The following is a 23,099-nucleotide window of genomic DNA, read 5'->3' as shown; positions in this document are numbered from 1 at the left end:
TCCTAAACTCTCCTCGCCGCACCGGCGGCGCGTCCCCGCGGTCCGTGGAAATACTCGCGGATCCACGGATGGTCATGTTGCAGGAGTTCGTCCAGCGGCGCTACCGCCACGCATTTCCGGTCCGCGAGCACGGCCACCCGGTCGCAGATCGCATAAAGGCTGTCGAGATCGTGCGTCACCATGAAAACGGTCAGCCCCATTGTCCGCTTGAGATCGAGAATGAGCTCATCGAACGCCGCGGCCCCGATCGGGTCGAGCCCCGCCGTTGGCTCATCGAGAAACAGCATGTCCGGGTCGAGCGCGAGGGCGCGGGCCAGACCGGCCCGCTTTTTCATGCCGCCTGACAATTCGGCGGGAAATTTCGGACCGGCATTCTCGGCGAGGCCGGACATGGCAATCTTCATGTCGGCAATCTCGCCCATCAGCTTTTTGGGCAGGTCGAGGTGCTCGCGCATCGGGGCGAGAACATTTTCCTTCACGGTCAGTGACGAAAACAACGCGCCGGACTGGAACAGGACACCCCAGCGGCTTTGCAGGATGCGGCGCTCGTCCCCGCTCATATGTCCCAGCCGGTGGCCATCAAACCAGATTTCGCCCGCATCGGGCTTGCGCAAACCGATAATCGTGTTGAGTAAAACCGATTTACCGGTCCCTGATCCGCCGACCAGACCGAGCACTTCGCCGCGCTTGACAGTGAGATTGAGGTCATCATGGACGACATGATCGCCGAATGCGGTGCGCAGATTGCGGACCTCGATGACGTCATCACCGGCGGTCATATGTCGAGCTCCAGATACATCATGGCAAACAACGCATCGACGACAATGACGGCGAAGATCGATTGCACGACGGAGGCGGTCACATGCCGGCCGAGCGACTCGACGTCACCGCCGACTTCCATACCCTGTTTGCAGCCGACGATGGCGATGATCAGGCCGAAAATCGGGGCTTTCGACATGCCGACCCAGAAATGGCTGATGTCGATCGCATCCTGCAGCCGCGACACATAGAAGGCCGGCGAGATGTCTAGTGCGCTCCAGCACACCAGCAGGCCACCGAGGAGACCCGCCACGACAGCGGCGAAGGCTAGCAGTGGCGCCATCACCACGCAGGCGATTACCCGCGGGATGACCAGGACCTCGAACGGGTCGAGGCCCAGCACGCGCATGGCATCGATTTCCTGCTGCATCTTCATCGAGCCGATGGCGGCGGTGAACGCCGAATCCGACCGTCCGGCCAGCATGATCGCCGTGATCAGAACGCCGAATTCGCGCAGCACCGCGAGGCCGACCAGTTCAACGGTAAAGACCGATGCGCCGAAGGTTTCCAGCAGGTTCGCGCCCATGAAGGCAACGACCGCGCCGATGAAGAAGGACAGGACGGCAATAATGGGCAGTGCGTTGACGCCGGCCTGTTCCATCACGTGGAAAATCGGCGTGATACGGAAACGCCAGGGCCGGGCCAGGCTCGACAGGAAAACAAGAATGGTATGCCCCAGGAAGGCAAAGGTGGCATAAGCCTCGTTCCAGGCCCCTTCCAGCCCCATGCCAATCCGCTCCGCGGCCCGTACGAACCCGTAGCGGCTGGTATCGATTTCCGGTCCGCAATCACGCGCACTGGCGAGGGCCTCCTGGATCAGTTCGCGGCCACTGGGATGGGCACCCCGGAAGTGCCAGTCGGCGGACGGCGTTTCGCACCGGTAAACGGCACGGCCCAGCAGGTAGGCTCCGGCCGTGTCGAGCCGGCCCAGGGCCGACAGGTCAATCACGGTGCGTCCGTGTTCGCTCCCCCGTTCGAGTTCGCGAAGGCGCGAGACAACGTCGCCAATCGTCTCCACGGTCCAGTCACCGGACGGCTCGACAATGAGCTGCCCGCCTTCCTTGCGTGTCATGACCGCAGGCTTCGGATGGCCGTTCATGGGGTTCCCCTTCGCCTACTCTTTAGGCGATTCCGGGGCGGGTTGGGAACGCATAAGTCCCACAAGCAACAGCGCAAAGCCGCCGCCGAGCGCGGCCGGGACCATCATTCCGGCAAAGCCGGCCGACCCGTAGCGCTCGAAGAGAATGCCTGAAATGGCCGTGGTCGCGGCCAGGACCACCCCGCCCGACAGGGCCGAGCTGAGCGCCTGGGCGCTGGCCGAGTAGCGCTCCGGCACGTGCAGGGCAGCAAAGCGGATAAAGCCCAGATAGGTGGCGGTGTAGGTCAGTGCGTGCAGGGTCTGGAAGATGAAGAGCATCCAGAGCGGCGGTGCCAGCGAGAACAGGCCCCACCGCAACACCGAGGCTCCGGCTCCCAGAAGGATCAGCGTTTCCGGCGGCCAGGATTTCAGCCAGCTGGCCGAGCGCCAGAGGAAGACGATTTCCGCGATCACCGCCCACGCCCAGAGCAAACCGATCACGTCCGGGGATATCCCCTGATCGCTCCAGGCAAGCGTCGAAAAGCCATAGTTGAAGCCGTGCGCCCCTTGCACGAGCGCCGACGAGACCAGCGCCAGAATGACCGGAAGGGTCAGCATGGAGCGCAACCGCCAGCGCGGTGCATCAGGGTGCGATGCCGCGTTCGCGGGCGGGTCCTTTGGCAGCCAGTAAGCCGTCCCGAGCGCGAAGACCGATCCGGCGATAGCCCAGCCCAGAGCGGCCTCGCCCCCCAGGCGCGCGACCAGGAAACCGGCACCGACATTGGCGAAGACAAAGCTCGCCGAGCCCACGGCGCGCACCTTGCCGAAGGTGAAGCCTTCGCGCTGCGCCGCGCGAATGGCCAGCGCATCGAGGAGCGGGGTCTGTCCGCCGTTGATCGCCAGCGCGAGGGCCGGAACGGCGATGAGGGCCGCGGTGCCGGCGGCTGGGACCAGGGCAAGGAACACCGCCAGGCTGGCCCAGGAAATGCCGATCAGCACGTCGCGTCTTCGGCCGGCCCCGTCCATCAACCGGGCGGCCAGGGGCGAAACAATCACGCGGCCGACCATGCCGGCCCCGGCGGCAATACCGATGGCCTCGGGCGACAGGCCCCGGCCTTCCAGCCAGACTGGCAGATAGGGCAGGACCGCCCCGAAAACGAAGAAGAAGGCGGCATAGTGCGCGGCGTATTTCAGTCCGGGGAAATATGTCAGCGCGCGCAGCATGGCCGCCCGCATACGCCCTCATGGGCTTTGGCGAAAGGGCTTTCCCCTGATCGAGGCGCTAAACCGGCTTGGCCATTGCGGAATGAGCCGATAGCTTCCCCTGCCCGCTGCCCCGCCAAGGACGCTCCGCCTGCTGATGAATATCCAGACGCCCCTGCCCGACGCCGCCGCACCGGCCTCAGCAGACGCCTTGCCGTTACGCATCCTTCTGACCGGTTACCGTTCGCATCCGCATGTCGGCGGACAGGGCGTCTATCTGCGCGAACTGGCCCGGGCCTTACGCGATCTGGGCCACCAGGTGACCGTAGCGTCCGGCCCGCCCTATCCAGAGCTCGACGCCGGCATCGCGCTGGTCAAACTGCCATCGCTGGACCTGTTCGAGACCGAGAATGCCTTCAAGGCTTTCCGGCCCGGTTTCCTGACCCGTTGGGCCGACTTCTGCGAATGGGCGTCCCACAATACAGGCGGTTTTGGCGAGCCCTACGCCTTTGGCGAACGGCTGGCGCGCTATCTTGCAACCCATCACGGCGACTTCGACGTCATCCACGACAACCAGACGCTGGCGTCGGCCTTCGCGCGGATCAACCGCCGGATTCCCGTTGTGGCGACCATTCACCACCCGGTCGCAATCGACCGCGACTTCGCCCTCGCCAGCGCGGAGAAGCGCGTGGATCGCTGGCTGACACGGCGCTGGTACGGCTTTACCGGTATGCAGGCGCGTACCGCAGCCAGCCTGTCCGGCCTGCTGGCCGTTTCTGCCGCGGCCCGCGACAGTCATGCGCGCATCTATGGTCTCGACCGGAGCCGCATCAGCGTCGCCTTTAACGGAATTGATCACGATGTCTTCCGTCCTGATCCCTCAACCCAGCGCGAGGCCGGGCTGATTGCTGCGACCGCCAGCGCCGACGTCCCGATCAAGGGTGTCGACGTGCTAATGGAGGCCTTCTGTGACCTCGCGGGAAAGCGCCCGGACCTGCGCCTCGAACTGATTGGCCGCTTGCGTGAGGGCAAGGCGAAGGCGCGGCTCGATGCGTCGGGCCTCTCTGATCGCGTCATCTGCCGGTCGGGTGTCACGCGCGAGGAAATCGCCGACCTCTACCGCCGCGCGACGCTGGTGGCCTGTCCGGCCCGGTTTGAAGGCTTTGGCTTTCCGGCGGCCGAGGCCATGGCTTGCGGCGCACCGGTGGTGGCCAGCGATGGCGGGGCCCTGCCCGAAGTGGTCGGTGACGCTGGCCTTGTCGTACCGGCCGGCGATTCCGGTGCCTTCGCCTCGGCCATGGCGCGCGTGCTCGACGGCCCTGATCTGGCGCGCCGCCTGGGCGAAACCGGAACAGCCCGGGCCCGCCAGGAGTTCGACTGGCGCAGGCATGCCGAAGCTGCCGTCAAACTCTATCGCCGGGCTCTGGCGAAATGCTGACTATCCAGCCCGACCGGCTTGATCTCCAGCCCGGCGACCGCGTACTGGACCTGGGCTGCGGGCGGGGCCGGCATGTCTATGCGCTCTACTGGGGTGAGACCCCGGTCCATGTGGTCGGGGCCGATCTTTCCGAAAGCGAAGTCCACGCGACCGCCAACGGCTTTTTCGAGCTTCCGCCGCCACCGGAGTCGCCGGACCGGTCCGCCTCGCTGACCGCGGCGGACGCGGCAAAGCTGCCCTTCACAGACGGCAGTTTTGATGCGGTCATCTGCAGCGAAGTCCTCGAGCACGTCCCCGACCCGCAGGCTGCTCTGGCCGAGATTGTCCGCGTGACCCGGCCCGGCGGTCAGGTGGCCCTGTCGGTCCCGCGCTGGTGGCCTGAGAAAATCTGCTGGTCATTGTCACCGGAGTACAGTCAGACGCCGGGCGGGCATGTCCGGATCTTCCGCGAGCGCCAGTTGCGCGACGCCGCCGAGCGTACCGGACTTGCAATCGATGCCCGGCACTGGGCGCATGCCCTGCACAGCCCGTATTGGTGGCTGCAGTGCGCGCTCTGGCGGAACCGCGATTCCAGCCGGCGGGTTGCGCTCTACCGCCGCTTTCTCGAGTGGGACTTGCTGAAACGGCCGCTGCTGACGCGTGTGCTGGAAGCTCTGCTCAACCCGGTCATGGGCAAGAGCCTCGTCCTTTATTTCACCCGGCCCGCCGCATGAGCGCGCTGACCGACATCGCCGCGGGCGCGCGCCGCATTCTCGCCCTGCAACAGGGCGACGGCGCGATTCCGTGGATCGAAGCAGGCCTGTGGGATCCGTGGAATCACGGTGAAGCCGTCATGGCGCTGGCCATTGCCGGGCACGACGCCCAAGCGCGGGCTGGCCTTGATTGCCTCGCCGCGCGTCAGGAAGGCGATGGCGGCTGGACGGGCGAACTCGGTGCCGGCGTGCCGCTCGACGATACCAACCGCTTCCTCGTGGTCGACAAGCCCGCGACGGCGCGGGACACGAATTTCGCCGGCTATGCTGCGGTCACCGTGCTTCGGACGGCGCTGGCGCTTGATGCGCCGGACATCCTGAAGCGTTACGCTGGCATGGTGCGCGCGGCGATGGATTTCGTCGCAAGCTGTCAGACACGCCACGGCGATATCGTCTGGCGCGCGCCGGAGGCGGGCGAGCTGCGCGAGAACATCGACTCGCTGCGCGCTGGCAATGCCTGTCTTTACAAGAGCGTGGAATGCGCCATCGCCATCGAGGCCCATCTCGGCAAGGATCGCCCTGACTGGCAGACCCTCAGGCGCGGCATCGGCGATGCGCTGCATGACAAGGACTGGCGGTTTGATCGCGACGGGATCGACCGGCGGCGCTATGCGATGGACTGGTATTATCCCGTTCTGGCCGGGGTCCTGCCGTCGCTGGATGGACAGAGACGGCTCGAAGCCGGCTGGAGCCGGTTCGTCGTGGACGGAGCCGGTTGCCGCTGTGTCGCGGACGAGCCCTGGATCACCGCGGCCGAGACCGCCGAACTCGCGCTCGCCTGTGCCTCGGTCGGCTGGCGGACACGCGCCGAACGCCTGATCCGGCACCTCAAGCCGCTGGCGGCCAAGGAGGGTGGCTACTGGATGGGCTGGCAGTTCGCCGAAGAAGTGATCTGGCCACAGGAACGCCCCGGCTGGACTGCCGCAGCGGTTATGCTGGCTGCTGACGCCCTGCAATCGCTGACCCCGGGCTCGGACGTGATGATCCGTCCGCAGACCCCGCACCCGGTCAGGCTGACCGGCGCAGCACTTCGAGCGTATTGACCCGCGTCACCGTTTCGAACCGGCCGGACTCAACCGCCTGCTTCCAGATCTCGTAGGGCGGTCGCCCGCCATCCTTCGGATCGGGGAAAACGTCGTGGATGGCGAGGATGCCACCTGGGGCGACATGCGGCGACCAGCCGTCATAATCGGCCTGCGCGGCTTCCATGGAATGCCCGCCATCGATGAAGACCAGTCCGCAGGGCGTTGACCAGTGCCGCGCCACATCGGCGGACCGCCCGACGACCGGGATGACGCAATCATCCAGCCCGGCCAATCTCAGCGTGCGGCGGAAGGAGGGCAGCGTATCGACCCGTCCAGCCCCGGCATCGAACAGGTCGGGATCGTGATAGCCCTCGCCCGGCTGGTGCTCCTCCGATCCCGAATGATGATCGACCGAAAACAGATGGGTCCCCGCCTCCCTCGCGGCCGGGCCAAGATAAAGGGCCGACTTTCCGCAATAAGACCCGATCTCGACGATAGGACCGAGCGCGCCACTTTCACGGGCGTGGGTGGCCAGCGCCTCGCCCTCGTCCGGGGCCAGAAAGCCCTTCACGTCATCGGGATGGATCACGTGCGACGACCGCTCAGCCGATAATGCTGCCGGGCAGCGCGCGGCGGCGCTCGGAGAGTGCATCCGCGGCTTCGCCCAGGCGTGTGAATTCCTGGCGCAGGGTCAGGATCCGGGCGTTGAGGGCATTGCGGTCGTCTTCGTTCAACTCAGCGGACAATTCCCCGGCGACGGTCTCGAAGAGATCGACCGCCCGGCGCACATCGGCGATGGCGCGTTCGGTCAGGGCCAGATCGGCAGCAAGGCGTTCCCGCGACTGGACCAGACCCCGGCTGGAAATGGCCATCGAGGCCGTGGTCACCTCGGCGGCGAGATCGCGAGCCTCGCGAACATCGGCGAGAATGGCGCTCGCCGGTGCCCCATCGGCGCGGCGGCTTTCAAGATAGGCCATGGAGGGCAGCGGACGCTCTTCGTCCGAGCCGCCATTCAACAGCATCGCCGCGAGGCGCATGGCGGACTGGCCGGCATCGCCCACGGACCAGCCAGCCTCCTCATAGCGCGCATCCAGCGCGCGCACGGCTGTGCGTAGTGCCCGTTCATTCTCGGTCAGCTGGATTTCGGCGGTCGCATTGGGGCGGGCTGCAGGCGTCGCGACACAGCCACCGGCCGCGAGTGCAAACCCGACGGCAACGGCGATTGATCTCAGCATCCGTGTCTCCGGCGCGTTCAGATCACTTGCCCCCAAACCCCAATCTCCTCACGATAGCTTATGCGCGAAGTTTACGCCATACCCGATTGAAACGATTGAATGCATGAGGCGTTCCACCCGTCATGATCAGCCCGCACGACCAGCCGGCGCGCAAGCCGCTTTACCCACCCCTCTCCCCGCACTTCACGACCATGCTGGACGTGGGAGATGGACACCGTCTTTACGTCGAGGAATGCGGCAATGCCGACGGTTTGCCCGCGCTTGCGCTGCACGGCGGACCGGGCGGCGGTTCCTCACCCCTGATGCGGCGTTTCTTCGACCCGGACCGCTACAAGACCGTGCTGTTCGACCAGCGCGGGTGCGGCCGGTCAACCCCGCACAGTCAGCTTGAGGCCAATACGACGCAGCATCTCGTTGCCGATATCGAACGGATTCGCGAGGCGCGCGGTATCGACAAATGGGTGGTCTATGGCGGGTCCTGGGGGTCGACCTTGGCGCTCGCCTATGCCCGTGCCCATCCAGATCGGGTGCCGGGCCTGATCCTGCGGGGTGTCTTCCTGGGATCGCAGGCCGAGCTCGACTGGTTTTACCGCGCGGGAGCCAACGCCCTCTTCCCCGATGCCTGGGATGCGCTGACCGAAAGACTTTCAAGCCAAGAGCGCGAGGACGTGCTGGCCGCCTATCATCAACGCCTGCTCAACCCTGACCCCGCGGCGCGGCGGGACGATGCCGACGCCTGGGCCGCTTGGGAATCCTCGCTGATCGCGCTGTTGCCCGATGGTGGGCCTGTCGCGACCGGCCCGCGCAATGACGCCATTTCGCGGATCGAGACGCACTACTTCGTCAACAACTGCTTCTTCGAGCGCGACGCGGAACTGCTGCTGGATGCGGATCGGTACAATCACTTGCCCGGTGTCATCATCCAGGGACGCTATGACGTGATTACGCCGGCCCGGACCGCCTGGGCGCTGTCCAAGGCCTGGCCGAAGGCCCGGTTCGAGTTCGTCCCCGATGCCGGGCATTCAGCAGGCGAGCCTGGCGTCGCCGACGCGATTATTCGCGCCGCCGACGCCTTTGCCGATCAGTTCCGCTAGCCGCCGAACAGCAGCGCGGAAAGTCCCCAGCCGAAGCGATCATCCAGGCCGAGCACCAGAACCACGGTCAGCGCGACCGGGGCGATGAAGCGCATGGAAAAACGCCAGAAGCCAAACATGGGCTTGGATGCATGGGTCAACTCGTCAGCCATCAGCTGCTTGTTGACGATCCAGCCGATGAAGACCGCCATCAGAAGGCCGGCGAGCGGCAGGGCGATACTGCCCGAGATGAAGTCGAGGAAATCGAAATACTGCGCCGAGAAAGCCGCACCGACCCCGACAAGCCAGATCAGGCCGCCGAAGACGACCGCGATCATGCCCCGGCCAAGATCTGTGTGCTCTTCCGCCCAGGCCACAACGGCCTGCAGAAGCGAGATGGACGATGTGATCGCCGCGATCAGCGCGAGGAAGAAGAAGGCCGCGCCCACGATATGCCCCGCCGGCATCGCTTCGAACGCCGCCGGAAGCGCCTGGAAGAAGAGTGCCGGACCGGCATTCGGCTCCAGGGCCGTGAACGCGAAGACGAAGGGGAAGATCGCCATGCCGGCGATGATCGCGACGAACGTGTCTGCAAAGCTGATGATGCCGGCAGACTGGGCGATGTTTTCCTTGCGCGACAGGTATGAGCCGTAGGTGATCATGATCGCCGAGCCCAGCCCGATCGAGAAGAAGGCCTGGCCGACGGCGGCGAGCACCATGCTGGGCCGGATCTCGTTGACATCGACCGAGAACAGATAGGTCACCGCGGCACCCGGATCCCCGGCGTAAATGGCGTAACCAACCAGACCCAGCAGCATGATGAAGAAGAGCGGCATCAGGAAGGAGGCCACTTTCTCGATGCCGCCGGTCACGCCGCGGGCCACGATTGCGATGGTCAGCACCATGAAGGCGGAATGCCAAGCGATGACGGTGTAGGGATCGGCGGTAAAGGCTTCAAAACCATCGGCGATTTGCTGCGGGGTCTGCCCCACGAACTCACCGGTGGCCATCTTGGTGATATAGGCGGTCACCCAGCCAGCCACGACCGAATAGAAGCAGAGGATGAACATCCCCCCGACGAGGCCGACCCAGCCGACGATGGACCAGGCCCCGGACGAGCCGTTGTCAAGCGCGATCTTGCGGACCGAGCCGACAGCGGAGAGCTTGGCGTGGCGACCGACCGACAGCTCGGACATCAGAAGCGGAAAGCCGATCAGGATAATGCAGATCACATAGACGAGGACGAAGGCCGCGCCACCGTTCTCCCCGGCCGTGTACGGAAATCGCCAGAAATTCCCCAGGCCGACCGATGAGCCGATTGCGGCCATCAGGAAACCGAAATGTGAAGACCAGCCGGACTGGCCGGTCGAAGGTGCCACTGCCATGAATTTCTCCCCAAGGCGTCCGGGCCTGTGTGCGCCGGACTTTTCGGGGGCTGACCCTTCCCTATCGTCATGAAACGGTCAAGCGGCCTGACAGGGGTGTGATGCAGTTTTCCTAGCCGAAAAGGCCCGCCCCTTGCGGCGGTTCGGCATGGCGGTGGATGTGTGCCCCCAAAATCAGGCCGAAGCCGAACAGCACGGTCATCATCACGGTCCCACCATAGGAAATCAGCGGCAGGGGCACGCCGACGACTGGCAACATGCCGGTGACCATGCCGGTATTGATGAAGACATAGAGCGCGAAAGTGGTGGCGATGCCCATCACGGTCAGGCGCAGAAATTTCGACTTGCAGGATGTCGCAATCGCCACCGCATTGGCCAGCACCAGGGCGTAGATCAGGAGGATGACAATACCGCCGACGAAGCCGAATTCCTCGCCCAGCATCGTGAAAATGAAGTCGGTCTGTTTCTCTGGAAGATAGTTCAGATGGGACTGGGTGCCTTCCATATAGCCCCGCCCGGTAAAGCCGCCCGATCCCAGCGCGATCTTGGACTGGAGAATGTGATAACCGGCCCCCATCGGATCGGCCTCCGGGTTCAGGAAGGTCATGATCCGGGCGCGCTGATAGTCCTCCAGGCCAAAGCGCAGGAAGAGCGGGATACCGACAGCGGCAGCCCCGGCCCCGGCGGCGATGATCTTCCAGCTGAGGCCCGAGAGGAACACGATCACCGCGCCGCTGGCGACCAGGAGAACTGTGGTCCCCAGGTCCGGCTGGTGCAGGATCAGCGCGGCCGGTGCGCCAATGAGGAAGAGCGGGGTCAGCAGTCCGAACGGGCCGTTGACCTTGTCGGCCGGGAGGTCGTGGTAGAAGCGCGCCAGGGCCAAAACCACGGCCACCTTCATGATTTCCGACGGCTGCATCCGGATCGGGCCGATATCGATCCAGCGCTGCGCGCCCTGGATGGTCAGGCCGAACAGCTCGACGCCAACAAGCAGGCCCAGCGCGCCCAGATAGATCGGATAGGCCATACCCATCCAGAAGCGCGGCGGGAACAGGGCCACGACCAGCATCATCGACATGCCGAGGGCAAACCGCGTCGCGTGGCGGATGGCCCAGGGATCCCAAGACCCTTCCCCGACCGAATAAAGCATGCCGATGCCGGCACAGCCGAGCAGGACCAGCAACAGGACCAGCGCCCAGTTCAGCTCATAAAGCTTGGCGCGAAAGCCGCGCGGAACCGCATCGCGAAAGACGGCCATCAGCCTGCCTCCGTGCTGGCCGGGGCCTGGACATAGGGACCGGCACGCGAAGGATCGCGCTCGATGATGAAGCGCAGGATATCCCGCGCCGGACGGGCCGCGGCCCGTGAGCCGCCGCCACCGTGTTCGACCACGGTGGCAACCGCATAGCGCGGCCTGTCGTGCGGCGCGTAGCAGACGAACATGCCGTGGTCACGCAATCGCCAGGGCAGGTCGTCCTGGCTGCGGACCCCGGCCGCGCGTTCGGCCGCCGTAATGGAATAGACCTGTGACGAGCCGGTCTTGCCCGCCATCTCGACACCCTCAACGCCGAGCCCGCCCAGGGAATAGTGCGAGGTCCCGCCTGGCTCATGGACGACAGCGTGCAGCGCGTCGCGAATGAGGGCGAGATGGTCCTCGGCAATCCCCATTGAGGGCGGAGCCGGATTACCCCGGTCGGCATAGAGGCGCGGGGACACCTGCAGACCGCTGGCGATCCGGGCGGTCATGATCGCCATCTGCAAAGGCGAGGCGAGCATGAAGCCCTGGCCGATCGCACTGATCAGGGTCTCGCCGGTCGTCCAGGGCTGGCCAAAGCGGGCCCGCTTCCATTGTTCATTCGGGACCAGGCCGTCACGGACGCCCGGAACGCCAAGCTCGGGTGCCGGCCCCAGCCCGAAACGCAGCGCCATGTCATGGATGCGTTCGATACCAAGGCGCTGGGCCAGCTCGTAGAAATAGACGTCACACGAGGTCTTGACCGCGTCGCGCATATTGACCGGCCCGTGTCCGCCGCGCCGCCAACAATGGAAGTCGCGATCGCCCAGCCGGATACTGCCGCGGCACACCACACGTTCATTCGGCCGGATGACACCGGCTTCAAGGCCGGCCAGGGCGACCACCGCCTTGAACGTCGAGGCCGGCGGATAAGTGCCTTGCAGCGCCTTGTTGAAGAGCGGACGGCGCTCATTGTTCTGCAGTGCCTGGAAGTTGGCGGTGGAAATGCCCGTGACGAAGAGGTTCGGATCAAACCCCGGGGCAGAACACAGGGCCAGCACGTCGCCGGTGCGCACATCCATGGCGACGGCCGCGGCGCTTTCCCCGGCGAGGCGCTCATAGGCAAAATTCTGGACCGCGGCATCGACGGTCATCTGGATGTCTTCGCCCGCTGTCGGCTGGACCGACTGCTCCGGCAATTCGCGAATGACGCGGCCGTGCGCGTTGACTTCAACCTTGAGCGACCCGGCCGATCCGCGCAGATCCATGTCCCGCGCAACTTCGACGCCTGCCCGACCAATACGGAAACCGGGGTGGCGTAGCAGCGGGTCATCACCCGCGACTTCCTCGCTGGCGGGCTGGACATAGCCAATTAAATGACCAAAGGCCGGGCCGGACGGATAGCGGCGCACTTCAGCGACATCCGGAATCACGCCGGCAAGATCCGGCGCGTTGAGATTGACCGCTGCAAAGGTTTCCCAGTCGAGGTCCTCGAAAGCCGTTACCGCCCGGAATCCCGGCGCGCGGCGCGCGGCGTCGAGAATGCGGGTACGCGTTCCCGGCGTCATCGGCACGACCTCGCCCAGCCGGTCGATAGCCGCTTCGAGATCGCCCGCCTGTTCAGGTACGAGAAGGACCCGGTAGCTGTCGCGGTTGTCGGCGATGATCGCGCCGTTGCGATCGAGGATCCGGCCCCGCGACGGCGGCGTCAGCAGAAAGTTGAACTGGTTGTTCTCCGACAGCGTCCGGTATCGGGCGCTTTCGAGAACCTGAAGCGTGTAGAGCCGTGCACCCAGGGCGAGGAAGACAGCCGCACCCCCTCCGCCGAGCAACAGCGCGCGGCGGGTGAAGATCGTCTCCTGTTCCTGTTTGTCGATCCTCATGACTGTCTCAACCGAAACTCGACCGGGCCGTCCGCTTACGGATGGTCAACAAACCGATCAGCGGGAACATCAGGACCGAGGCGACCGCCTCAATCAGCATCGGGCGGACCGCTGCCGGCCCGCCGATGGCCAGACTGCCGGTACACCAGGCCACGATTGTGGCAATGGCGACAACACCGACGAAGCGGAGCCAGATCGGCCCCAGTTCGCGTGTCGCGCCTTCTTCCTTTCTCACGCGCAGGATCATCAAGGCCGTCAGGAAGGCCAGTGCCCAGATACCCATTGGTCCACCGGTCAGGAGATCCTGCATGATGCCGATGAGGAAGATGATAAAGGGCGGCATGAAACGCGGACGCAGGCAGGACCAGATATAGATCGCGATCAGCGGCAGGAGCGGCATCAGGTCCGGCCCCTGCGTGAGGTGCGCGGGTGATGCGTAGACGATCAGCGACAGGATGACCGACACGGCCGCCCAGACTGCCAGGCCATAGGGAGGTCGGCGTTCAATCGGCGCTCTCATTGGTCACCCTCCGCCGCGGCCTGGACCGGATCGGACGTCTCGCCGGAAGCCAGGGCTTCACCGGCGTCCGGGGCGCTGTCATCCGGCACAACGGGGTCCAGAACCGGATCGGCGTCAGGGGGCTGAACGCGCGAGTGGGGGAAGACCCAAACGAAATCCACGGCCGCCTGGTCTGAAAACAGCCGCACGCGCCATTGCCCGTCACGGTCCTGCGCGGCCACGCCGATGGGCAGGCCGCGCGGCAGGACGCCATCATCGCCCGACGTCACGATGCGGTCGCCTTCCTGCAGGTCCGCATCACGGCCGACATAATCGAGGCGCGGGAAATTCGTGTTGTTGCCGACCATCACCGCGCGGGCATTGGACCGGTCGGCCATGACAGGGACCCGGCTGTTGAGGTCGGTCAGCAGAAGCACGCGCGATGACCGCTGGCCGGTCTCGACCACCCGCCCGACCAGCCCGAACACGTTGAGCACGGGGTCACCGTCCTCGATGCCGCGCTGGGCTCCGGCTCCGATGATGCGCGAGCGCACGAAGGGGCCGGTCGGATCGGCCAGCGTCCAGGCCCCGACCCGTTCCTGAGTTGCCGGGACGTCGAGCTCCAGCGCCTCTTCATATATCTCGATCTGGTCGCGCAGCCGCAGCGCCAGGTCACGCCAGTAGCGCGTCTCATTCAACTGGTCACGAAGTTCTTCGTTTTCCTGCGCCAGTTCACCCTGCCGGCGCCAGTACGGCCCGATATTGCCAAGTCCCCGCAAGGGCCGGGCCGCTAGGTCGAGCGCCGGCGCGGCGACATCGACGACAGCCGACCGGACGGCCGCCAGTTGCGGCGGCCGGACTTCGGGCCGATCGAAGATGATCAGGAGAATCGAGGCCGCGAACAGCGTGACGGTCAGCGTCCGGGAAAACCGGACGCCTTCATCCTGATCCCGGCGTGCTGGGCTGCGAAGCGCCAATTCGAAGTTCTCCCGCCACGCGGTGCGAACCGACTACACCGCTTCGGACAATATGGGTCGCCAAATCTTAAGGTTTTCAATCGCCTTGCCGCATCCGAACACGACGCAGGAGAGCGGTTCGTCGGCGAGGCTGACCGGCAGTCCGGTACGCTCGCGCAGTTCCGAATCGAGATTGCGCAGCAGCGCGCCGCCACCGGTCAGAACGATACCCTTGTCGACAATGTCGGCGGCGAGTTCCGGCGGCGTGGCTTCGAGCGCCTGCTTCACCGCCTCGACGATCTGTTCGACCGGTTCGGACAGGGCGTCGGCGATCATGGCTTCGGTCACGGAAATCTCGCGTGGCACGCCATTCATCAGGTCGCGGCCCTTGATATCCAGCGCCAGCCCCTCGCCTTTCAGCGGTGGCATGGCCGAGCCGATTTCCTTCTTGATCCGTTCCGCGCTGGTTTCCCCGATCAACAAATTCGCCGACCGGCGGATATAGCTGATGATGGACTCGTCCATCTTGTCACCGCCCACGCGAACCGAGCGCGAATAGACGATGCCCGAGAGCGACATCACGGCGACTTCCGTCGTGCCGCCGCCAATATCGACGATCATCGAGCCGGTCGGCTCGTCGATCGGCAGGCCGGCACCGACCGCGGCGGCCATAGGTTCGTCGATCAGATAGACCTTGCGGGCACCGGCCAGGCGCGCGGACTCATAGATCGCGCGGCGTTCCACCGCCGTCGCCCCGGACGGCACGCAGATCACGACCTGCGGCGAGGTAAAGGTCTGGCGGTTGTGCACCTTCTTGATGAAGTAGCGGATCATCTCTTCCGCCACATCGAAATCGGCAATCACACCGTCGCGCATCGGGCGGATGGCTTCGACATTGCCCGGTGTCTTGCCGAGCATCATTTTCGCTTCCGCACCAACGGCCTGGACGTGTTTGCGTCCCTTCTCGACCTTGTAGGCCACGACAGACGGTTCGTTCAGGACCACGCCGCGTCCCTTGACATAGACCAGCGTGTTGGCCGTGCCGAGGTCGATTGCGATATCAGCGGATAGGAAACCGAACAGGCTGTTGATCATGGGAGGCCGGACGAGCTGGGCGCCAAGTGGAGCAAGCGCTACGTGATGAAACAGGATATTCCTTGTGCGATGACGCGCTCTTGATTGCAAGCGCGGCTTTGCAGCCACGCGTCAAGGCTATTCTTCTTCGGTGTCGGTGTGCGGCAGACGGCGGCGCGCCAGCAGCATCATCGCCAGCCAGACTGCGAAGGCAAAGGCCAATGTTCCCGCCAGCAGCAGGCTTTGCCCCGAGATCATGGCGATCAGTCCCTGCCCGGTCAGACCCACGACCAGAATTTTGGGTGTGATTCCCAGCCCGGTACCGGTCGCAAAGGCCCAATACGGTGTCGGAGACAGACCGAAGGCCATATTGACGACGATATAGGGACCGGAGGGCACGATGCGGACCAGCGCGCTGGCGAGCAGCCCGTTACGCCCAACGAATTCGGAGGCGCGGTTCATCCAGTTGCCGCCGAAGCGCTTGAGTACGTCTGCCCCGGCGAGTCGGGCAATCCAGAAATTGACGCTGGCCGAGCACATCGTCGCGATCCACGCGAATATGAAGCCGTTGACCGGCCCGAAAGCCAGTACGGTCGCCGCCATCAGCACGAATTGCGGTGCACCGACAAAGGACAGGAGTATGTAAATCAGGATCGTCGCAGGAAGCGCGTACCAGCGGCTCGCCGCCTGGTCGAAAATTTCGCCCAGCGCGTCCGCATCCGCCCCGAAAAAGAGTTTTCCGAAGACGAAGATCAGGCCGACGACGACCAGGAGCGCGATCGAGATCAGACTGGCGCGCAGCGCGCGCGCGTCCATGTGGGTGAAGAAGTCGATGAATTTACGAAACGACATCACGGATTTCCGGGCGGTGGGCCAGTCGGCAGGACCGCCGTGTCAGGACTTGGTCTCCGAGGCGGTATCGGGTTCGCCCGCCGCGATCCGCGCCAGCTTGGCTCGTTGCCGCGCCAACACGGAGAGTTGCTGGTCGAGCACTTCAAGGATTTCGCGGGCCTCTTCCTGGTCGATCACACCGGGTGAACGTTCGGTCTCGCTTAAGGAATCCATCAGGGCGGCAATGTTGCGGGCGTGGCGACGGCTGGCTTCGCCCGCCAGCGTCAGCCAGTTGTCGTCGTCATCGCGATCAAGCGGCATGAAAATGCCCCCGGCGAGAAAGGCGAGATCCTTGGCCGCGGCGGTGGCACCGGTTGCCTCGGTCAGCTTGGCCACGCGCGTATAGGAGATGTCATTGCTGGAGTCCGGATCGGCGAGCGCATAGACGCGCGTCCGTGACAATTCCAGCATCTCCATGACGGCCGGCACCCCTCCGGCTTCCTCGAACAGGCGGGCGACGACGGCTTTGGCCTCGCCATATGGCCGTGCCTTGACCGGTTTGAATGCCATGACGGTAATCCCTCTCGCGCGGGTTTTGCCGCGCGGCCGCAACCTACGAGGCTCGCCCCTAGCCTACAACACCGGCGCGCTCAAGTCCGCTTTTTGAGCCGGGACCTCAGCTCGCGGCCTGCGGTTTCGACCGGTTCGGCGCGGCCTGCCTCCCGCCACTGCGCCATGCGCGGGGCCCCGGCGGCATGTTCGGCGTTCCAGTCGCGGGCGAAGTCGCCGCTGCGAATATTGCTCAGCAGGCATTCGAATTCAGGTCCCACGGCCTTGGCCAGGTTGGGTTCGGTCAGGCGCGCGCCAAACTCGGCGGTGTCGGATATCGCCTCATACATGCCTTCAATGCCGCGCGCCTGGATCAGGTCGGCGAGATATTTCAACTCGTGCACGCAATCGATATAAGCCATGCGCGGGCTGACCCCGGCGGCGGTAAGGCGCTCGAAAGAAGCTTTCGCCAGCGCCACCATGCCGCCGACGAGGACCGCCTGCTCGCCGAAGAGGTCGGAGACGGCCTCTTCCTCGAACGAGGTTTCGAATATCCCGACCCGGCCCGATCCGATGCCTTCGAGATAGGCCTTTGCGATCGCTTCGGCCTCGCCGGACGGGTTCTGATGCACGGCCCAATAGCCGATCAGCCCGCCGCCCTTCTCGTATTCGGTCCGCACCGCGCCGCCCGGCCCCTTGGCGGCCGCGAGGATGACGTCGGCGTCCTCCGACGGTTCAACGAGGCCATAGCGGATCGAATAGCCATGGCAGAAGATGAGCGCCTGGCCCCGGGGCCGGTTCGGCGCAATGTCGTCAGCCCAGATCGAGGCGTGGGCTTCGTCGGCGGCGAGGATGGAGACGATGTCCGCCCTTGCCGCCGCTTTCGCTACCGTCACCGCTTCGAAGCCGTCAGCCTTCGCCGTCTCCATCGAGGGCGAGCCGGCGCGCAGACCAATGACGATGTTCCCAATCCCGCTATCGCGCAGATTGAGCGCGTGCGAGCGGCCATGATTCCCATAGCCGACGATGGCGATCCTGCGCCCGTCAAGCGCGGAGAGATCGCCAATCGGGGTCATTCGGTGTCAGCAGCGGGCGGCTGGGGCGTATCAGAATTGCCGCCGTCCAGGACGTAACGCCATTCGCCGTTTTCCAGCCGCCAGACCGTGATGTAGTCACCGGTCGCAGCCGGATCGGCGTCACGGTTTCCGTCCGGGTAGAAGCCCCAGCTGCCATAGGTCACGGCGAAATCGCCCGCCTCGCCGGCATAGCCGCCGCGCGGATCCCAGTGCAGGATCGCGCCTTCGGGCAGTTGGCGGGCCGCGGCGATCGCGTCGGGACCGACGATATCGTCACTGTTCGGTCCGATCAGGCGCGCATCACTGGTAGCGTAGTGCCGAAAGGCTTCACCCAGTCCATCGCGCGCGGCCATGGCGGCAAAGTCGCGGTCGGCCTGCATCGCGCCGGCCAGCGCGTCATCGGCGGGGTCGGAAAACGCCGCCGGAGTGCTGAGAAAGGCAAGGCTGGCGGCAAGAAAAAGCGTACGGGTCATGGCATCGGTATCCTTAGTTCAGATTCGGCCCCCGGTTGAGGGCGCGAAACTCTGCTTCGGCCTTCCTGACGTCAAGCGTACGAATTCGTGACCAATTGGAACACTGGTTGCGAAACCAGGTGTATTGCCGCTTGGCATAGCGGCGGCTGTCGCGCTTGGCATGGGCGATCGCCGTGTCCGCGTCGATCTCGCCATCGAGATGGGCCAGAAGCCAGGGCAGGCCGACAGCCTTGAGCGCCGGGAGCCGTCGATTGTGTCCCTGCAGGGCCTTGGCTTCCTCCCACGCCCCGTCTGACAGCATGGCTTCGAAGCGGGCGTCGATCCGGGCGTAGAGGGCTTCGCGGTCCGGTTCGATGACGATCCCGGTCCAGTCACCGGGGGGCAGCGCGGGGCGCGTATCGGCCTGAAACTCCGAGATCGCGCGGCCGGTACTGACACCGACTTCGACAATGCGGCGCAGACGGGCCCGGTCATCACCCTTCGCCCGCGCGGCGGCGTCAGGATCGTAGCGTTCCGCCGCAGCCCGCAGAACGTCCATACCGGCCTCTTCGAGACGGTCCGCCTCGGCCCGGGCTTCGGACGTGGTTTCGGGAATGTCGGCGATCCCGTCGGTCAGCGCGCTGAAATAGAGCCCGGTCCCCCCGACAATGACCGGAATACGGCCCCGGCCGCGAATGTCGGTGATCAGCCGGACGGTTTCGCGCGACCACCAGCCGGTCGAGCCAGCGTCCTCCACGGGGAGAACACCAAAGAGGTGATGGGGGATATCACCGCGCTCGTCGACAGACGGCTGGGCCGAGAGGATCGGAATTTCCCGGTATATCTGCATGGAGTCGGCGTTGATGATTTCACCGCCAAGCTCACGTGCCGCGGTCAGCGCGAGCGCGGTCTTGCCGGACGCGGTCGGTCCGCCAACGAGGAGAACCGGACGCGCGTGCCCGCTCACGGCTCCAGCGTCTGCAGGACGAATTGCCCGCCGCGATTGAGCGTGAAGAGGACCGGCTCGCCATTGGCCTCGCCGACGAGGCGGCGGACATCGGCGATGGTTTCCACGCGGGTGAAAGCCACTTCCTCGATAACATCGCCTGCGCGCACCTTGCCCGCCGCGTCGCTGGTCGGATCGACTGCCGTCACCAGCACACCCGCGGCATCGGCGTGAACGCGCCAGCGGCGGCGCGAGGCATCATCCAGCACAGCTAGTGTCAGTCCGGCGACTTCGCCGCCATTGACCGGGGTCTGGGTTGCGGTCCGGGGGGTGGATGCCGGTGCGCCTTCTTCTTCCAATCGCTCGACGGTCGCCGTCACGGTGCGGGACTGGCCCCGGCGATTGAGGACGATCTCGACCCGGCGGCCAATCTCGGTTTCAGCCACGAAGCGCGGCAGGGAGCGCGAGTCCGGGACGAGACGGCCATCGAAGCGCAGGACGACATCGCCTTGCTGGATACCAGCCGCAGCCGCCGGACCATCCGGATCGACGGCGGAAATCACCGCGCCGCGCGGGCTACCCAGCCCCAGTGCCTCGGCGACGCCGGCGTTAACCGGGCGGACGTTCACGCCAAGCCAGCCGCGCCGGGTTTCGCCGAATTCGAGCAGCTGGCTGACGACGGGTTCTGCAATGGCGGACGGAATGGAAAAGCTGATGCCGACGCTGGCACCCGTCGGCGAATAGATGAGCGTGTTCACGCCCACGACCTCGCCATCGAGATTGAAGAGCGGGCCACCGGAATTGCCGGTGTTAATCGCGACATCGGTCTGGATGTAGTCGTCATATTGACCACCGGCATCACGTCCGCGCGCCGAAATGACGCCCGCCGTCAGCGAACCGCCCAGGCCGAACGGGTTGCCGATAGCAATGACCCAGTCACCCACCCGCGCCGCGTCGGAATCGCCAAAGCTGACATGGGGAAAGGGATCGTCGGACTGGATACGCAGAACGGCGAGATCGGTCGCGGGGTCACGCCCGACAATTTCGGCCGGGAAGGTCCGGCCATCGGGAAAGGTGACCTCGACCTCGTCGGCCTCGTCGATGACGTGGTTATTGGTGACGACGACACCATCGGGGTCGATAACGAAGCCCGAGCCCAGCGAGTTGGCAATGCGCGGCGCGTCGTCGCCAAAGAGCTGGTTGAACCGTTCCAGCGGCGAGCCTTCGGGGAAGGCCGGCAGGCCCGCTTCGCCACCAACACGCTGCGCGGCGGAAATGTTCACGACCGCGGGCGAGAGCCGCTCATTGAGGTCGGCAAAGCCTTCGGACGGAAAGCGCTGCGCGTGGGCCGCTCCGCTGACCAGAAGGATCGCGAAGAAGGCGAGAAAGACGCGCATGGGCATACTCCGATAAAACAAGGGGCCGGGCATGTCTGCCCGGCCCCGTTTACTCTTGCCGCTTCAGGCTTTCAACGGCAACCCGCGCTGACGCAATCGTCATCGGATTGCCATCAACAACAAAGCGGTTACTCGCCGCCGTCCTGATTGCGGAAATAGCGGAAGAATTCGCTATCCGGCGGAATGACGATCGGGGTGCCTTCGCGCACCGCCAGGCGATAGGCATCCAGCGAGCGGTAAAAGGAGAAGAACTCCGCATCCCGGTTATAGGCTTCCGCATAGATGGCGTTCCGGCGGGCATCGCCCTCACCGCGCAGCCGCTCGCCTTCGGCGCGGGCTTCGGCACGGATGATGGTCGCGTCACGGTCGGCTGCGGCACGGATTTCCCGGGCCACCTGTTCACCTTCAGCGCGGATCCGGGCCGCTTCCTGCTCACGCTCGGAGCGCATCCGCTGGAAGACCCGTTCGGCAATCTGCTGGGGCAGGTCGGCGCGCAGGATCCGTACGTCGATGACGTCGATGCCGAGGTCCTGGGTCGCGACCTGGGCGTCCACAGCGGCCTGCACCCGGTCCATTAAGGCGGAACGCTGGCCGGAGATCACGTCCTGGGAGGCGATCGAGCCGATCACACCGCGCAGGCTGTCATCCATGATCGAGCCGAGACGGGCGCGCGCGCCATTCTCGTTGCGAACCGTCTGATAGAAGCGTAGCGGATTGACGATGCGGTAACGCAGGAAGGCGTCAACGACGAGGCGCTCCTGGTTGGCGGCCTGGATTTCTTCCGGGTCCATGTCGAATTCGAGATTCCGGCGGTCAAACATGACCACGGAGTCCACGAACGGGACCTTGAAGTGCAGGCCAGCCTCGTCGCCGTTCTCGTTGACGGCTCCAACCGGTTCACCAAAGCGCAGGACCAGGGCCTGTTCACGTTCGTTCACGGTAAAGACCGACATCGACAGGCCGATCACGGCTGCGATCAGAAGGACGAACCCGAAGATCGTGACAATACGGCTCATTGGTCACCTCCCGCCGCAGCGCGGTTCCGGCCAAGTTGATCCAGAGGCAGATAGGGCACAGCCCCTCCCTGTTCGTCGAGAATGATGAGTTCGGAGCGTCCGAGGACCTGCTCCATGGTTTCCAGGAACATCCGGCGGCGCGTGACCTCCGGAGCCTGGGTGTACTCGTTGTAGATCGCCACGAAGCGGTCGGCCTGACCCTGGGCTTCGGCAATCACCGAGTCCCGATAGGCCTGGGCCTGCTGGGTGATGCTGGCCGCCTCACCGCGCGCCGCCGGGATCACGCTGTTGGCGTGGGCGGTGGCGTTGAGCCGGGCGCGCTCGGCATCCTGCGCCGCCGCGTCGACATCGCGGAAGGCGTCAATGACGCTTTGCGGGGCCTGGGCACGCTGCAGGTTGACCTGCAGGATCTGGATACCGGCGTCATACTCGTCGAGTGTCGCCTGCATGACGTCACGGGTGCGTTGCGACACCTCGCTCCGCGCCGTGGTGATGATCGGGACAAGGTCCGACGTACCGACGACTTCGCGCATGGCGCTTTCGGCCACCGCGCGAACGGTCGCTTCGGGATCGCGAACGTTGAACAGGTAGTCGCGTACGCCGTCAGCGTAGGCCAGATTGACCCGCCACTGCACCTCGAAGGCAATGTCGACGATGTTCTCGTCGCGCGTCAGCATCTGGCTTTCCGCCAGATTGTTCGCACCGATGGAAATCGTATTGGTCGTGGTGACTTCCGGCAGTTCGACCGTCTCGATCGGCCAGGGCAGTTTCACGTGCAGGCCCGGCGCGGTGGTGCGTTCGTATTCGCCAAAGCGCAGCACGACACCGGCCTGTTCAGGGCCAACCGAATAGATCGCGCGGCCCGGCCAGAACAGCACGCCGGCACCGATGATCAGGAAGACGACCAGCACGGTCAGGAAATTCCCGCCCTTGCCGCCGCCGGCGCCCGATCCGCCACGCTTGCCGCCGCCACCGCCGAACATGCGGCCGAGGCTCTGGTTCAGGCGGGCAATCAGCTCGTCGAGGTCAGGGGGCTCCTGTCCCCCGCCGCCGGGGCGGTTCGAACCGCCGCGATTGCCCCACGGATTGTTTCCGCGGTCACCATTGTTATTCCCGCCGGAGCCCCAAGGGCCTCCGCCGCCGTTATTCTCGTTCCACGGCATAGGGTGTGCTGTCCT

General features: G+C 65.2%; 23 protein-coding genes. 4 read left to right on the top strand and 19 right to left on the bottom strand.

What is annotated here, in order from left to right; genetic code table 11:
• Positions 1-2 precede the first annotated feature (2 nt).
• The 3 genes from V0U35_RS09855 to V0U35_RS09845 are packed head-to-tail and all read right to left on the bottom strand — an operon-like array spanning position 3 to position 3,133.
• Positions 3-779: an ABC transporter ATP-binding protein gene (locus V0U35_RS09855; protein WP_330196541.1), complete on the bottom strand. Its 777-nt coding sequence runs from the start codon at positions 777-779 to the stop codon at positions 3-5.
• A complete protein-coding gene (locus V0U35_RS09850; protein ID WP_330196540.1) occupies positions 776-1,918 on the bottom strand; it encodes an ABC transporter permease in 1,143 nt (380 codons plus the stop codon). Before V0U35_RS09850 ends, V0U35_RS09855 begins: the two co-directional genes overlap by 4 nt.
• 15 nt (positions 1,919-1,933) lie before the next feature.
• Positions 1,934-3,133, bottom strand: coding sequence for an MFS transporter (locus V0U35_RS09845; protein WP_330196539.1), 1,200 nt, complete (start codon positions 3,131-3,133; stop codon positions 1,934-1,936).
• A 124-nt stretch (positions 3,134-3,257) separates the two neighbouring features.
• Between V0U35_RS09845 and V0U35_RS09840 the strand changes: the two genes are divergently transcribed.
• Genes V0U35_RS09840 through V0U35_RS09830 form a run of 3 tightly spaced genes read left to right on the top strand, consistent with a single transcriptional unit; the run spans position 3,258 to position 6,333 of the window.
• Complete coding sequence (locus tag V0U35_RS09840; RefSeq protein WP_330196538.1) at positions 3,258-4,538, top strand: glycosyltransferase family 4 protein; 1,281 nt, start codon at positions 3,258-3,260, stop codon at positions 4,536-4,538.
• Positions 4,532-5,251: a class I SAM-dependent methyltransferase gene (locus V0U35_RS09835; protein WP_330196537.1), complete on the top strand. Its 720-nt coding sequence runs from the start codon at positions 4,532-4,534 to the stop codon at positions 5,249-5,251. Before V0U35_RS09840 ends, V0U35_RS09835 begins: the two co-directional genes overlap by 7 nt.
• Complete coding sequence (locus V0U35_RS09830; protein ID WP_330196536.1) at positions 5,248-6,333, top strand: prenyltransferase/squalene oxidase repeat-containing protein; 1,086 nt, start codon at positions 5,248-5,250, stop codon at positions 6,331-6,333. The genes V0U35_RS09835 and V0U35_RS09830 overlap by 4 nt, the downstream gene beginning before the upstream one ends.
• Here V0U35_RS09830 and V0U35_RS09825 read toward each other — a convergent pair.
• Positions 6,299-6,967 (bottom strand): class I SAM-dependent methyltransferase, encoded by a 669-nt coding sequence (locus tag V0U35_RS09825; protein WP_373696400.1) that lies wholly within the window; start codon positions 6,965-6,967, stop codon positions 6,299-6,301. The two genes, V0U35_RS09830 and V0U35_RS09825, sit on opposite strands and share 35 nt — an antisense overlap.
• Entirely contained in the window at positions 6,918-7,550 is a 633-nt protein-coding gene (locus tag V0U35_RS09820) for a hypothetical protein (RefSeq protein WP_330196534.1), read from the bottom strand. Before V0U35_RS09820 ends, V0U35_RS09825 begins: the two co-directional genes overlap by 50 nt.
• 122 nt (positions 7,551-7,672) lie before the next feature.
• On the opposite strand from V0U35_RS09820, the gene pip reads away from it, so the two are divergent.
• Positions 7,673-8,644 (top strand): prolyl aminopeptidase, encoded by a 972-nt coding sequence (gene pip / locus V0U35_RS09815; RefSeq protein WP_330196533.1) that lies wholly within the window; start codon positions 7,673-7,675, stop codon positions 8,642-8,644.
• Here pip and V0U35_RS09810 read toward each other — a convergent pair.
• The 14 genes from V0U35_RS09810 to hflK form a co-directional block, all read right to left on the bottom strand.
• A complete protein-coding gene (locus V0U35_RS09810) occupies positions 8,641-10,008 on the bottom strand; it encodes a sodium-dependent transporter (RefSeq protein WP_330196532.1) in 1,368 nt (455 codons plus the stop codon). The genes pip and V0U35_RS09810 overlap by 4 nt on opposite strands.
• 112 nt (positions 10,009-10,120) lie before the next feature.
• Entirely contained in the window at positions 10,121-11,266 is a 1,146-nt protein-coding gene (gene rodA, locus V0U35_RS09805) for a rod shape-determining protein RodA (protein ID WP_330196531.1), read from the bottom strand.
• The gene (mrdA, locus tag V0U35_RS09800; protein WP_330196530.1) at positions 11,266-13,125 is read right to left on the bottom strand and encodes a penicillin-binding protein 2; all 1,860 of its coding nucleotides are present in this window, start codon (positions 13,123-13,125) and stop codon (positions 11,266-11,268) included. Before mrdA ends, rodA begins: the two co-directional genes overlap by 1 nt.
• 7 nt (positions 13,126-13,132) lie before the next feature.
• A complete protein-coding gene (locus V0U35_RS09795; RefSeq protein ID WP_330196529.1) occupies positions 13,133-13,645 on the bottom strand; it encodes a rod shape-determining protein MreD in 513 nt (170 codons plus the stop codon).
• A complete protein-coding gene (gene mreC / locus V0U35_RS09790; RefSeq protein WP_330196528.1) occupies positions 13,642-14,601 on the bottom strand; it encodes a rod shape-determining protein MreC in 960 nt (319 codons plus the stop codon). The genes V0U35_RS09795 and mreC overlap by 4 nt, the downstream gene beginning before the upstream one ends.
• A 33-nt stretch (positions 14,602-14,634) precedes the next feature.
• Positions 14,635-15,675, bottom strand: a complete 1,041-nt coding sequence (locus V0U35_RS09785) for a rod shape-determining protein (RefSeq protein ID WP_330196527.1) — start codon at positions 15,673-15,675, stop codon at positions 14,635-14,637.
• A 117-nt stretch (positions 15,676-15,792) separates the two neighbouring features.
• A complete protein-coding gene (locus tag V0U35_RS09780) occupies positions 15,793-16,506 on the bottom strand; it encodes a TVP38/TMEM64 family protein (RefSeq protein WP_330196526.1) in 714 nt (237 codons plus the stop codon).
• A 42-nt stretch (positions 16,507-16,548) separates the two neighbouring features.
• Positions 16,549-17,055, bottom strand: coding sequence for a hypothetical protein (locus tag V0U35_RS09775; protein WP_330196525.1), 507 nt, complete (start codon positions 17,053-17,055; stop codon positions 16,549-16,551).
• Between the two features lie 80 nt (positions 17,056-17,135).
• Positions 17,136-18,110 (bottom strand): ketol-acid reductoisomerase, encoded by a 975-nt coding sequence (ilvC, locus tag V0U35_RS09770; protein ID WP_330196524.1) that lies wholly within the window; start codon positions 18,108-18,110, stop codon positions 17,136-17,138.
• Positions 18,107-18,583, bottom strand: a complete 477-nt coding sequence (locus V0U35_RS09765; protein WP_330196523.1) for a YybH family protein — start codon at positions 18,581-18,583, stop codon at positions 18,107-18,109. The genes ilvC and V0U35_RS09765 overlap by 4 nt, the downstream gene beginning before the upstream one ends.
• A 13-nt stretch (positions 18,584-18,596) precedes the next feature.
• A complete protein-coding gene (gene miaA / locus V0U35_RS09760; RefSeq protein WP_330196522.1) occupies positions 18,597-19,529 on the bottom strand; it encodes a tRNA (adenosine(37)-N6)-dimethylallyltransferase MiaA in 933 nt (310 codons plus the stop codon).
• Entirely contained in the window at positions 19,526-20,905 is a 1,380-nt protein-coding gene (locus tag V0U35_RS09755) for a Do family serine endopeptidase (protein WP_330196521.1), read from the bottom strand. The genes miaA and V0U35_RS09755 overlap by 4 nt, the downstream gene beginning before the upstream one ends.
• 128 nt (positions 20,906-21,033) lie before the next feature.
• Positions 21,034-21,921, bottom strand: coding sequence for a protease modulator HflC (gene hflC, locus V0U35_RS09750; protein ID WP_330196520.1), 888 nt, complete (start codon positions 21,919-21,921; stop codon positions 21,034-21,036).
• Positions 21,918-23,084 carry an FtsH protease activity modulator HflK gene (gene hflK / locus V0U35_RS09745; RefSeq protein WP_330196519.1) on the bottom strand — a complete coding sequence of 389 codons (1,167 nt, stop codon included), beginning with the start codon at positions 23,082-23,084 and terminating at the stop codon, positions 21,918-21,920. Before hflK ends, hflC begins: the two co-directional genes overlap by 4 nt.
• Between the last annotated feature and the right edge of the window lie 15 nt (positions 23,085-23,099).

The sequence above is a fragment of the Hyphobacterium marinum genome, assembly GCF_036330325.1.
Classification (GTDB): domain Bacteria; phylum Pseudomonadota; class Alphaproteobacteria; order Caulobacterales; family Maricaulaceae; genus Hyphobacterium; species Hyphobacterium marinum.
The sequence above is the reverse complement of the archived record's forward strand: the minus strand, read 5'-3'. Positions and strand labels throughout refer to the sequence as shown.